The sequence below is a fragment of the Nonomuraea mangrovi genome (assembly GCF_042681425.1).
Taxonomy (GTDB): domain Bacteria; phylum Actinomycetota; class Actinomycetes; order Streptosporangiales; family Streptosporangiaceae; genus Nonomuraea; species Nonomuraea mangrovi.
The window spans coordinates 471,022-483,649 of the sequence record NZ_JBHUFV010000015.1 but is presented as its reverse complement, the minus strand read 5'-3'; the positions used below and the strand labels follow the sequence as shown (position 1 = coordinate 483,649).

The window sequence follows — 12,628 nt, the reverse complement described above, 5'->3', positions numbered from 1 at the left end:
CCGGGGGCGACCGGCAGGGTCGTGCCGGTTTGGACGGCAGGACTTCCCCCGAGATGAAGTCCTGTCTCATCACGACGACCAGATCCGCAACCCCCCGATCGGGCCTGGTCACTCTGGAAGACGCAGCCGTGCCCGCCAATGGTTGCTCAGTGTGAGAATAATTTCACGCAGGGTTGCGAAGCGCCGAGAAGAAGCGGCCCGCGTAGGAGGCGGGGTCGGCGTCCTCGGCGAAGACGGCCACGGCCACATCGCCCTGCCACCCCACGAACCACGCCTGCTTCTTGCTCTTGCCCGTCACCGGGGCGGTGATGCCCGAGACCTGCTCGCCTCCCGTGGCCGCCGCGGCCGCCGTACCCGACGTGACGCCCGCGCGCATCATCGCCTGCAGGACCGGCAGCGTCTTGGCGTCCAACGTCACAGGCGCGGGCGGCTTGGCGGGCAGCACCTCGGCGGTCGGGTCAGGCGTGGCGGGCTTGACGACCAGCAGCGGCGGCCGCCAGGTGCCCTTGGCGACGGCACCCGCGACCAGCGCCATCGCCAGCGGGCTGACCTCGACGTTCTGGCCCGCGATGGCCCTGGCCTTGTCGGCGTCGGAGTCGAGCTTGGCGATCTTGCCGCTGAAGGACTTCAGCGGCAGCTTCCACGGCTTGCCCAGGCCGAAATCGGCCGCGGCCCCGGTCAGCTCGTCACCGGTGACCCTGCGGGCGAGCGAGGCCAGCGCCGTGACACAGCTCTTGGCGAAGCTCGACTGGAAGCTCTGCGTGGCGGTGGCCGACAGCCCCACCTGCTCGAACCTGGCCCCGCCGACCGACCGCTCGGCGGGACAGGACAGCCGCTGGCTCGGCTTGACGCCCTTCTTCAGCAACGCCTCGGCCGCGACGATCGAGAAGGCGGTGCCCGCGGGGTACTTGCCCGCCAGCGCGTCCTTCTCCTCGTTGAGGTTGTGGGAGGCGCTCACCGCGAGCACCTCGCCCGTGGAGGCCTTGACCGCCACCATCGTCGCCGACCTGGTGCCCGCGAGCGCCGCCTCGGCGGCCTCCTGGATCGTGCTGTCGATCGTGGTCTCGACGGGCGCGTTCGGCCGCCCAGGCCACTTCTTGAGCTCGGCGACCTGCTCGCCGGTCTTGAGGTCGAGCGTGACCACCGAGGTCTGCGTGGAGCCCGTCAGGTTGTCCTGGTAGGCCTTCTGCAGCCCGGTCAGGCCGACGGAGTCGCCCGCGCGTTGCGGGCCGCCGAGCTCCTGCTCGGTCTCGGCGGTCAGCGCGCTCACCGTGCCCACGATCTGCTCGGGCGCGGCGGGCGCCACGGGCTGCTTCTGCTCCTGGATGGTGACGCCGGGGATGGCCTTCAGCTTGGACTCGAGCTGGCCGAACTTCAGCCGGCCGAAGGTGACCAGCGGCACGAACGTGCTGGGCGGCGCCGACCTGACGCGGCTCAGCAGCCGGTCCTGGGCGAAGCCCGTGAGCGCGGCGAGCTGCTCGACCGCCTTCTCGGCGTTGTCGCCGAGCGTCACGGGGGTCACCCCTGCCACGTAGAGCGTGGCGTCCTTCTGCAGCGGCTCGCCCGTCCGGTCGAGCACCGAGCGGCGCGGCTCGGGCTTGGCCTCCACCGCGAACCGCTGCCCCTCGTGCAACTGGGGGTGGATGACGCTGGGCGACCAGCGCACCTTCCACACGCCGTCGACCAGGTGCAGCGGCAGCTTGCTTGTGTACTCCCACAGCGAGTTGTTCTCGCCGAGGTCGACCTCGGCCGCGAAGTCGGCCGTCGACTCGCCGCCGTTCTCGGTCAGGCTCTTGATCTTGAAGCGGAAGGAGGCCGCGTCCAGGTGCACGCGGGCGTCCTCCAGCGCCCTGGCGACCGCCGTCGGGTCGCCGTCGGTACGGCTCGCCGCCAGGGCGTAGTCGCCCGACTGCCAGCCGACGAGGAAGTCGCGCACGGCCTCGTGCGCGGAGGGCTCCTCGAAGCACCCGGTCAACGTCATGCCGGCGACCGTCATCGTGACGGCCGCCGCCAGGACTCTGCGAACGTGAAGTCTCATCGGTTGCGGTGGCGGACGGCCCGGGCCATCTCCCGCTTGTCCTGCTGTTCCTTCAAGGACTGGCGCTTGTCCCAGTCCTTCTTGCCGCGGGCGAGCCCGATCTCGATCTTGGCCCTGCCGTCCTTGAAGTAGAGCGACAGCGGCACGATCGTCAGCCCGCCCTCCTTGACCTTGGCGGCGAGCCTGTCGATCTCCTTGCGGTTGAGCAGGAGCTTGCGCTTACGGCGGGCGGCGTGGTTCGTCCACGTCCCCTGGGAGTACTCGGGGATGTGGACGTTGAGCAGCCACGCCTCACCGTCGTCGATGGACGCGTAGCCGTCGATGAGCGACGCCTTGCCCGCGCGCAGCGACTTGACCTCGGTGCCCTGCAGCACCAGGCCCGCCTCGAAAGTGTCCTCGACGTGGTAGTCGTGGCGGGCACGCTTGTTCTGGGCGACGAGCTTCCGCCCGGTCTCACGTGGCATGCTTCGACCTTACCCGGGTTCGTCAGACCCTCAGGTAACGGCGAAGCGTCACAAACGACGCCAGGACACAGATCACCACGCCGATGATCATCGTGAAGGTGATGACCTGAGCCACGTCGTTCCATCCGAGCTGGCTGTTGGCGGCGAACGCCGAGGTCGTCCCCTCGAACAGGAAGACCTTCGCCACGATCAGCATGACCGCCGCCACCACGCCGCCGACCAGGCCCGCGATCATACCTTCCATCACGAACGGCAGCTGGATGTAGAGGTTGGAGGCGCCGACCAGCCGCATGATGCCCGTCTCTCTGCGCCGGTTGAACGCCGAGAGCCGCACCGTGTTGCCGATGAGCAGGATCGCCGCGAGCACCAGGATCAGCGCCACCGCAAGCGCGGCGTAGCGGAGCTTCTCCAGCATCCCGAAGAAGTTCTCCAGCTGTGCCCGCTGGTCGATGACCGTGGAGACGCCCTTCATCCCCTTGGCGGCGGCGATCACCGGCCCGTACTGGTCGGGGTCCTTCAGCTTGATGCGGAACGACTCCGGCATGTCGTTGACGTCGACGACCTGCGCCAGGATCGAGTTGCTCGACTGCGTCTTCTTGAAGTTGTCGAAGGCCATGTTCTGGTCCTCGAAGATGACCTTCTCGACATTGGGCACCGCCTGCAGCTGCGTCTGCAGCTGCGCCTGCTCGGCCTCACCCACGCCCTTCGGCGACGCCTTGCACGAGGGGAAGGGAGAGTCCTTCTTGCACAGGTAGACCGAGACCTCGACCTTGTCGGACCAGTAGGTCTTCATCAGGCCGACCTGGGCGTTGATCATCAACCCGACGCCCAGCAGGGCCATGGCGACAGCCACGGTGACGATCACCGCGATCGTCATGGTCAGGTTGCGACGGAGGCCGATCCAGACCTCGGAGAGGATGAAGTTCGCCCGCATGTTCTGCCTATAACTCCTGTCAGTACGCCTGGCCGTAGACGCCACGCGACTGGTCGCGGACGATCTTGCCGTCCTCCAGCTCCACGACCCGCTTGCGCATGGAGTCGACGATGGCGGCGTCGTGCGTGGCCATGACGACAGTGGTGCCGGTCCTGTTGATCCGGTCGAGCACCTTCATGATGCCGATGCTCGTGGCGGGGTCGATGTTTCCCGTCGGCTCGTCGGCCAGCAGGATCATAGGCCTGTTGACGAACGCGCGAGCCATCGCGACTCGCTGCTGCTCGCCGCCGGACAGCTCGTCGGGCATACGGTGCGCCTTGCCCTCGAGACCGACCAGCTCGATGACCTCGGGCACCACCTTGCGGATGAACCGCCTCGGCTTACCGATGACCTCGAGCGCGAACGCCACGTTCTCGTACACGTTCTTGTTCGGGAGCAGCCGAAAATCCTGAAAGACGCAGCCGATACGGCGGCGCAGGTGCGGCACCTTGAAGTTGGACAGCCTCGCGAGATCCTTGCCGGCGACGTGGATCGCGCCGGAGTTGGGCTTCTCCTCCTTGAGGATCAGCCGCAGGAAGGTGGACTTCCCGGATCCCGAGGGACCGACGAGGAACACGAACTCGCCCTTGTCCACGTCTACAGACACGTGGTCGAGAGCGGGCCTGTTCTGGTTCGCGTAGACCTTGGTGACATTATCGAAATGGATCACGAGCGCATCACGACGTGCCAGTCTAGGGGTCGGGACGGAAATGAGGGTGGCACATGCCCACTTCCCACCGCCCGCCAGCGGGGACGCCCATCTTTACTGATGATCGACGTTCCGCTTGGCTGCAGGACAGTCTAGGGGGAAGACTGGCATGGAACGTCCATAACGGAAACAAAACGATTCTGTTGCCTGAGAACCGTCTAGAGTGGATGGTGACATGAGTTGCGAACACCTCGTCTGCGCCCAGTGCGCCCACCCGGTCATCGAGGGTCGCTGCGCCCTGTGCCGCGCCAACCGTGAGCGGATGCACCAGCACGGGATCTCCCCCATGCTGATCCTCATCGCCCTGCTGACGCTGCTGTTCCTCGCGCTCGCGCTCCAGCACCTGGTCTGACCCCTCCGCACGGCAGGCAGGCCGTCACGCCGTTCCCGCATGCCCGCAGAGCGCATGCGTTCCCGCATGGCCGCAGAGCGCGTGAAGGGACCGCATGACGTGACGGCAGGAGGCGCCCGCCGATGACCACGGGGGCGCCTTCGCGTGCGTGCCGTACGGGAGCTACTCCGCGCTCTCCTGGCGGCGCATCCAGCGGATCTCGCTCTCGATGAAGTCGTCGAGGTCGCCGTCGAGTACCGCCGTGGGATTGCCCGCCTCGTGACCCGTGCGCAGGTCCTTCACGATCTGGTACGGGTGCAGCACGTAGTTGCGGATCTGGGTGCCCCAGGAGGTCGTCGAGGCGCCGCGCAGCTCCGACATCTTCTCCGCCTCCTCCTGCCGCTTGCGCTCCAGAAGCTTGGCCTGCAGCACGTTCATCGCCGAGGCGCGGTTCTGCAGCTGGGAGCGCTCGTTCTGGCAGGAGACCACGATCCCGGTCGGGATGTGGGTGATGCGCACCGCCGAGTCGGTGGTGTTGACGCCCTGGCCGCCGGGACCGCTGGAGCGGTAGACGTCGACGCGCAGGTCGTCCTCGTTGATGTCGATGTGGTCGGTCTGCTCGACGACGGGCACGATGTCGACGCCGGCGAACGAGGTCTGGCGGCGGCCCTGGTTGTCGAAGGGGCTGATGCGCACCAGCCGGTGGGTGCCGTGCTCGCCGCGCAGCGTGCCGTAGGCGTAGGGCGACTTGATGGTGAACGTCGCCGACTTGATGCCCGCCTCTTCGGCGTAGGAGGTGTCGTAGACCTCCGTGGAGTAGCCCTTGCGCTCGGCCCAGCGCAGGTACATGCGCAGCAGCATCTCCGCCCAGTCGGCCGCGTCGACGCCACCCGCCTGCGAGTTGATCGTCACGAGCGCCTCGCGGGCGTCGTACTCGCCCGACAGCAGCGTGCGGACCTCCATCGCGCCGATGTCGGACCGGAGCGCGGCCAGCTCCTTGTCGGCCTCCGCCTTGGTGTCGGCGTCGTCCTCCTCGGCGGCCAGCTCGAACAGGACGGTCAGGTCGTCGATCCTGCGACCGAGCGCCTCGACGCGGTTGAGCTCGCCCTGCAGGTGGGACAGCTTGCTGGTGACCTTCTGGGCCTGCTCAGGGTCGTCCCACAGATCGGGCGCGGCCACCTGCTGCTCCAGCTCCTCGACCTGCTTGCGCATGGAGTCGAGGTCGAGAACGTCCTGAATGCTCCGCAGCGTGCCCGCGAGCGCGTTGATCTCTTCTGCCGGATCGATGTCTGCCACGTCTACCAAGGGTACGCGACCTGCGCGCACCCCATAACATGGCGAGGTGCGTGCATACGGGCGGCGTGGATGGGCGGCTCTCGCCGCCGGCGTGCTGGCCGCGGCGACGGCCTGCTCTGCCTCGGGCGCGCCGCAGCCCTCTCCCGTGGCGGCCACCGTGTCCGTCACCCCCACTCCCACCACCGCTCCGGGGGTTTCGCTGAGCGAGGCGGCCAACGCCTTCTCCGAGTACATCCTCACCGACGACCTGCTGCGCGCCGCCGGTGACCGGCGGCTGGCAAGGGAGATCACCCGCGACGGCCGCACCGATCTGGCCAACGCCGAGTACGCCTCCACCCGCGACCGTCCCGCCCGCTACGCCTGGGGCGCCCCGTCCTTCCTCGTGCCGAGGCTGCGCCCCGACGAGCCGCTGTGGTTCACCGTCGTCGTCCCGCGCGACGGGCGCACCGCCGTCCTCACCTTCGCCAAGGGCACCGACTGGCGGCTGAGCTCGCTCTCGCTCCTGATGCCCGGGGAGAAGCTGCCCGAGATGAAGCGCGACGCGGCGGGCTACGCCGAGACCGTCGGTCTCGACGACAAGAGCGTCCAGATCAGCCCGCGCTACGTCGCCCCGCTCCACGCCACCATCGCCGAGCGCGGGCCCGCGGGCATCGCGGCCAACCTCGTCGCACCCGGCATCTACACGACCGAGACGGCCGCCACGATCGCCGACAACAGGACGGACGCCAAGACCGACGGGTTCCGCTACGACTCGATCTTCACTCCCGCGGACTTCCCCGTCTACGCGCTGCGGACCGTGGACGGCGGTGCGCTGGTCCAGTACTCCCTGCTGAGGACGACGTCGATGACCAACGTCGTGTTCGTCAACCCGTTCCTGCCCATCCCGCCCGACGGCCGATGGGCGCTGGCGCGCGACTCCTACAGCCACGACACGAAGATCTACGAGACGCAGCAGTACGTCGCCGCGCTGCCGCCCGCCGCCGCGGCCACGGTGATCGGCTACGACGGCGCGATCACGAGGGCCAACGGCACCTGACCGGCGCCCTCATGCGTCGAGGTGATCGAGCAGCTTCTGGCTGATCGACGTCAACTGCCGGAGCTCGTCGGCCGTGAGCACGTCGATGAGGTTCGCCCGCACACTGCGCACGTGCGGCGAGGCGGCCGCGCGCAGCGCCTCCAGGCCCTCATCGGTCAGTACGGCCGGCCACCCGCGCCGGTCGCCTGGTCGCCCGCGCCCAGGCCGAGCGGGTGGTGCGCTTCGCCCGCGTGCTCAGGCCCGCGCCGGCGGCGGCCTGAGCCGCCGCCAGGTCAGCGACTCCTGCGGTAGCGCGTCATCGGGCCGAGCAGGCCTGGCACCGACTCGAAAGCGGTCATGCCGAGCCGTTCGACGACCGCGACCGACGCGACGTTGCCCTCGTCCACCTCGGCCAGCACCTCGGGCAGACCGAGCGGGCCGAGGGCGTGCTCGACCACGGCGCGAGCGGCCTCGGTGGCGTAGCCCCTGCCCCACGCGGCAGGCGCCAGGCTGTAGAAGACCTCGAGGCCGAGGTCCTCCAGCGGCCTGAGCCCCGCCGTACCGATCAGATCGTCCCCGCCCTTCTCCCTGATGAGCCAGAGGCCGTGCCCGGCGGCGGCGAAGCTCCGTGTGCTGTCCTCGATGGCCTCGGTGATCTCTTCGGGAGACAGGATCGCCCCGTCGAAAAGGAACCTCCGTACGTCCCCCGCGGTCCAGTGGGCGAGCAACCCGGCGTGGTCCCGTGGGGTCACGGGGTGCAGGGCCAGGCGCTCGGTGGTGAGGATGTGGTCCACGTCCGTCAGGCTACCGAGGCCGGCGATCCCCGCTCGATCGAGTCGACGACCGCGCCGTTTTCGCCCCTGCGGGCCGGCCCGAGCCGGGGCGCGCGGAGCGCCCCGGCTCGGATCCCTGCCGTCAGGACTCGTGCGGCGGCAGGCTGCTCGTCGCCACCAGCGTGCGGATCGCCCGCAGCGCGACCGACAGGGTGGCCAGGTCGAAGTTGTCGCTCTCCCAGATCTCCGACAGCGTCTGCCTCGCCCTGGAGACCGCCGCCGAGTTCACCTCCGTCCACCTGGCAAGCCGCTCCTCCGGCGACGAGCCCGGCGTGCTGTGCGCCAGAACGTCGCGGGTGAGGGAGGCGTGCGCGGCGTACAGATCGTCGCGCAGGGCCGAGCGGGCCATCGAGTTCCACCGGTTGTCACGCGGCAGGGCGATGACACGTTCGCGCAGGCGGGCGAACTGGAGCCGGTCGGCGAGGTCGAAGTAGACCTCGGCGACCTCGTTGACGGGCTGCCCCGTCACCGAGGAGATCTCCACCAGGTCGAAGGTGGAGTAGGCCGGCACCATGGCCGCGACCCTCTCGGCCAGCTCGAACGGGACGCCCTTCGCGACGAAGCTGTCGCGGCGCTCCTCGTAGGCGAGCAGGTCGGGCCCGGTGAGGAGCTTGGGCAGGTGGGTGAGCAGGCCGTTGACGCCCTTGACGAAGAAGTTCACCGAGCTCGCCAGTTCCAGCGGCGGGCGCCTGTTGGCGAGCAGCCAGCGGGTGCCGCGCTCGGTGAGCTTGCGCGACTCCAGGAGCATCGCCAGCTGGGTGCGGGAGTCGACCTTGTTGTCCAGCTCCTCGACGCCGCGGTGGAAGCTGGCCAGGTCGAAGACCTCCCTGGTGACCAGGTAGGCGCGGACGATGTCCTGGGTGGAGGCGCCGGTCTCCTCGCCGAAGCGGAACATGAACGTCGTGCCCGCCGAGTTGACGAGCTCGTTCACCACGCAGGTGGTGATGATCTCGCGGCGCAGCGGGTGGGCGTCCATGTAGGTGCGGAAACGCTCGCGCAGGGCGGAGGGGAAGTACGACACCAGCCACGACGCCAGGTAGGGGTCGTCGGGCAGGTCGGTGCCGAGCAGCTCGGCGTCGGCCACCAGCTTGGTGTAGGCCAGCAGCACGGAGAACTCGGGCGCGGTCAGGCCGATGCCCGCCTGGCGGCGTTCGGCGAGGGTCTTGTCCGACGGCAGGAACTCCAGCTCCCTGTTGACCAGCCCTTCGCGCTCCAGGCGGCGCAGGTAGCGGGCGTGGACGTGGAGCATCTCGGGCGCCTGCGCGCGGGCCGCGGCCAGGACGACGTTCTGCGCGTAGTTGTCACGCAGAACCAGGCCGGCGACCTCCTCGGTCATCGAGGTGAAGACCTGGTTGCGCTGCTTGTCGGTGAGCTCGCCGTCACGGACGACCTGGTCGAGCAGGATCTTGATGTTGACCTCGTGGTCGGAGGTGTCGACGCCCGCCGAGTTGTCGATGAAGTCGGTGTTGACCAGCCCGCCGTTCAGGGCGAACTCGATGCGGGCCAGCTGGGTGAAGCCCAGGTTGCCGCCCTCGCCGATCACCTTGCAGCGCAGATCGCCCGCGTTGACGCGCAGCGCGTCGTTGGCCTTGTCGCCGACGTCGGCGTTCGACTCCGTCGAGGCCTTCACGTAGGTGCCGATGCCGCCGTTCCACAGCAGGTCGACCGGGGCCCGCAGGACCGCGCTGATGAGGTCGTTCGGCGGCATGCTGTTGACGTCGGACGGCAGGTCGAGCGCCGCCCGCATCTGTGGCGTGATCTGGATGGACTTCGCGGTGCGCGGGAATACTCCGCCGCCCGCCGAGATCAGCTCTGTGGAGTAGTCGGCCCACGAGCTGCGCGGCAGGTCGAACAGGCGCTGCCGCTCGGCGAAGGAGCGCGCGGCTTCAGGATCGGGGTCGATGAAGATGTGGCGGTGGTCGAAGGCGGCGACCAGGCGGATGTGCTCGGACAGCAGCATGCCGTTGCCGAAGACGTCGCCCGACATGTCGCCCACGCCGGCCACGGTGAAGTCGGTGGTCTGGACGTCGACGCCGGTCGTGCGGAAGTGGTACTTCACCGATTCCCACGCCCCGCGCGCGGTGATGCCCATGGCCTTGTGGTCGTAGCCGATGGAACCGCCGGAGGCGAAGGCGTCGCCCAGCCAGAAGCCGTACTCTGCGGAGACGCTGTTGGCGATGTCGGAGAAGGTCGCGGTGCCCTTGTCCGCCGCGACGACGAGGTAGGGGTCGTCGCCGTCGTGCCGTACGACGTCGGCGGGCGGCACGACCTTGCCGTCGACCAGGTTGTCGGTGAGGTCGAGCAGGCCGGAGATGAACATCCGGTAGCAGGCGATGCCCTCGGCCATGACCTCTTCGCGCTTGCCCGAGGCGGGCGGGCGCTTGACGACGAAGCCGCCCTTCGACCCTGTGGGCACGATGACGGTGTTCTTCACCATCTGGGCCTTGACCAGGCCGAGGATCTCGGTCCTGAAGTCCTCCATGCGGTCGGACCAGCGGAGGCCGCCGCGCGCGACCTTGCCGAAGCGCAGGTGCACGCCCTCGACCCTGGGCGAGTAGACGAAGATCTCGTAACGCGGGCGCGGCAGCGGCAGCACGCTGATCGCCTGCGGGTCGACCTTCAGCGAGATGTACGGCTTACGCCGCCCGTCGTGCCCCACCTGGTAGTAGTTGGTCCGCAGCGTCGCCTGGATCATCTCCAGGTAGGCCCGCAGGATCCTGTCCTCGTCGAGCGAGGCGACCTCGTCGAGCGCACCGAGGATCTCCTCGTGCAGCGCCTCGGCGAGATCGGCGCGCACGTCGTCGGAGCGCTTCGGGTCGAGTCTGGCCTCGAACAGCCGCACCAGTAGTCGCGACAGCCGTACGTTGCCGACCAGCACACGTTCCATGTACCGCTGGCTGAAGGTGGTGCCCGCCTGGCGCAGGTACTTGGCGTAGACCCGCAGGATCTCGACCTGCTCCCAGGTCAGGCCGCCCGCCAGGACCAGGGCGTTGAAGTTGTCGGCCTGCACGTCGCCGGTCCACAGGGCGCGCAGCGCGTCCTGGAACAGCCGCTTGAAGGCGTTGCGGTCGACGTCCTCCGACGGCGTGTAGCGCAGCCCGAAGTCGTAGATCCAGGCGTTCTTGGTGGCGGGGTCGTTGTCGCGGTCGATCTCGTACGGCCGCTCGTCGACCACCTCCACGCCGAGCCGCTGGATGAGCGGCAGCACGTGGGACAGGGAGATCGGCGAGCCGAGCTTGTAGATCTTCAGGCGCCGCTCGCCCTCGGCCGCGTCGTACGGCTCGTAGAGGTTGATGCCGATCTCTTCGTCCGGCTTGCCGTCCAGCTCTTCCAGGCGACGCAGGTCGACGACGGCCATCTTGGGCGGGAAGTCGGCCTTGTACCCCTCGGGGAAGGCCGAGTGGTAGCGCCTGACGAGCTGGGGAGCCTCCTCCTCGGTGGTCATCTCGCCGATGGCGGCGGCGAGGTCGTCCTCCCACGACCTGGTGATCGCGGCGAGTCGCGCTTCCAGCTCCTCCAGGTCGACCCCGACGTGCGGCAGCGGCTTCCCGCGCTCGCCGCGGACGACGACGTGCAGCCTGGCCAGCGCCGACTCGCCGATCATGGCGCTGTAGTCGAGCGACTTGCCGCCCAGCGCCTTGAGCAGGATCTCCTGCATCCGCAGCCTGACCTTGGTGGTGTAGCGGTCGCGGGGCAGGAAGACCATGCACGAGATGTAGCGGCCGTAGTCGTCGCGCCGCAGGAACAGCTTGACCTGCTTGCGCTCGCGCAGGCGCAGCACGCCGAGCGCGATCGGCACCAGCTCGTCCACCGGCGTCTGGAACAGCTCGTCACGCGGGTAGGTCTCGAGGATCTCGATCAGATCCTTGCCGTCATGGCTCTCGGGGGTCAGCCCCGCGTGGTCGAGCACCTCGGCGAGCTTGCGCCGCAACACGGGGATCCTGGAGATCGACTCGTTGTAGGCGACGTGGGTGAACAGGCCGAGGAAGCGGCGCTCGCCGATGACCTCGCCTTCGGGCGAGAACATCTTGACCCCGACGTAGTCGAGGTAGGCGGGCCGGTGCACGGTGGCGCGCGAGTTGGCCTTCGTGATGATCAGCAGCTGCTTCTCGCGGGCCTTGGCGCGCACCTCCGGGGGTAGCGCGGAGAAGCTCTCGGAGCCCGGTCTGTCGGCGCGCAGGATGCCGAGAGCCGCGCCGGGCAGTGAGCGCAGCGCGGTGCCCTCGTCGGACTCCTCCAGGCGGTACTCCCTGTAGCCGAGGAAGGTGAAGTGCCCGTCGGCGAGCCAGCGCAGCAGGTCGAGGCTGTCCTCCACCTCGGCGGGCTCCAGCGGCGGCGGGTTCATCGACAGGTCCTCGGCCGTCTGCACGGCCAGCGCCCGCATCTTGCGGAAGTCCTCGACCGCGTGCCGCACGTCGGACAGCACGCGCAGCAGGTCGGCCTCGATCGACCTGAGCACCTCGGGATCGGCCTGCCTGTCGATCTCGATGTGCATCCAGGACTCGACCAGCATCATCCCCGTGACGTCTTCCTGGCCCTGGGTGAGGACGCGGCCCGTCATGTCGCGGCGGACCCGCAGCTGCGGGTGCACGACGAGATGGGTACCGATGTCATGCCTGGCGAGCTCCATCGTGACGGAGTCGACGAGGAAGGGCATGTCGTCGGTGACCACCTCGACGACGGAATGGCCCGGGTCCCAGCCGTTCTCTTCGACGGAGGGCGTGTAGGCCCTCACCACCGCCCTGCCCTGCGGCCGCACCTCGGCAAGCTGCCGGTGCGACATCGCGGGGCCGTACACGTCGACCGGGTCGCGATCGAGCAGGTCGTCGGCCGCCACGTGCCGGTAGTAGACGCGCAGGTAGGCCAGAGCCTCCTCGGGGCTCCCGTGGTCGCCGCTGCCTGCCGCGCTGACCTGCGCGGCGTTCTGGAGCAGCTCATCCTTGGCCTCGTCGAGCGGCATTTCGCTCTC

General features: G+C 68.8%; 9 protein-coding genes. 2 read left to right on the top strand and 7 right to left on the bottom strand.

The features are described 5' to 3' along the window. Positions 1-163: 163 nt before the first annotated feature. The 4 genes from ACFSKW_RS09715 to ftsE are packed head-to-tail and all read right to left on the bottom strand — an operon-like array spanning position 164 to position 4,145. Complete coding sequence (locus ACFSKW_RS09715) at positions 164-2,038, bottom strand: penicillin-binding transpeptidase domain-containing protein (RefSeq protein WP_379571358.1); 1,875 nt, start codon at positions 2,036-2,038, stop codon at positions 164-166. Beyond that, positions 2,035-2,502 carry an SsrA-binding protein SmpB gene (smpB, locus tag ACFSKW_RS09710; RefSeq protein ID WP_379571356.1) on the bottom strand — a complete coding sequence of 156 codons (468 nt, stop codon included), beginning with the start codon at positions 2,500-2,502 and terminating at the stop codon, positions 2,035-2,037. Before smpB ends, ACFSKW_RS09715 begins: the two co-directional genes overlap by 4 nt. Positions 2,503-2,524: 22 nt before the next feature. Then, positions 2,525-3,436 carry a permease-like cell division protein FtsX gene (gene ftsX / locus ACFSKW_RS09705; protein ID WP_379571354.1) on the bottom strand — a complete coding sequence of 304 codons (912 nt, stop codon included), beginning with the start codon at positions 3,434-3,436 and terminating at the stop codon, positions 2,525-2,527. Positions 3,437-3,455: 19 nt separating this feature from the next. Continuing rightward, on the bottom strand, positions 3,456-4,145 hold the full coding sequence (gene ftsE / locus ACFSKW_RS09700) for a cell division ATP-binding protein FtsE (RefSeq protein WP_183649839.1): 690 nt from the start codon (positions 4,143-4,145) through the stop codon (positions 3,456-3,458). 214 nt (positions 4,146-4,359) lie between these two features. Between ftsE and ACFSKW_RS09695 the strand changes: the two genes are divergently transcribed. Further along, positions 4,360-4,536 (top strand): hypothetical protein, encoded by a 177-nt coding sequence (locus ACFSKW_RS09695; RefSeq protein WP_379571352.1) that lies wholly within the window; start codon positions 4,360-4,362, stop codon positions 4,534-4,536. Between the two features lie 162 nt (positions 4,537-4,698). On the opposite strand, the gene prfB is transcribed toward ACFSKW_RS09695, so the two are convergent. Further along, a complete protein-coding gene (prfB, locus tag ACFSKW_RS09690; RefSeq protein WP_379571350.1) occupies positions 4,699-5,811 on the bottom strand; it encodes a peptide chain release factor 2 in 1,113 nt (370 codons plus the stop codon). Positions 5,812-5,857: 46 nt separating this feature from the next. Between prfB and ACFSKW_RS09685 the strand changes: the two genes are divergently transcribed. Then, entirely contained in the window at positions 5,858-6,847 is a 990-nt protein-coding gene (locus ACFSKW_RS09685) for a DUF8094 domain-containing protein (protein ID WP_379571348.1), read from the top strand. 272 nt (positions 6,848-7,119) lie between these two features. On the opposite strand, the gene ACFSKW_RS09680 is transcribed toward ACFSKW_RS09685, so the two are convergent. Both ACFSKW_RS09680 and ACFSKW_RS09675 read right to left on the bottom strand, forming a co-directional pair. Beyond that, positions 7,120-7,620 (bottom strand): GNAT family N-acetyltransferase, encoded by a 501-nt coding sequence (locus ACFSKW_RS09680; protein WP_379571346.1) that lies wholly within the window; start codon positions 7,618-7,620, stop codon positions 7,120-7,122. Positions 7,621-7,741: 121 nt separating this feature from the next. After that, positions 7,742-12,619, bottom strand: a complete 4,878-nt coding sequence (locus tag ACFSKW_RS09675) for an NAD-glutamate dehydrogenase (protein WP_379571344.1) — start codon at positions 12,617-12,619, stop codon at positions 7,742-7,744. Positions 12,620-12,628 lie beyond the last annotated feature (9 nt).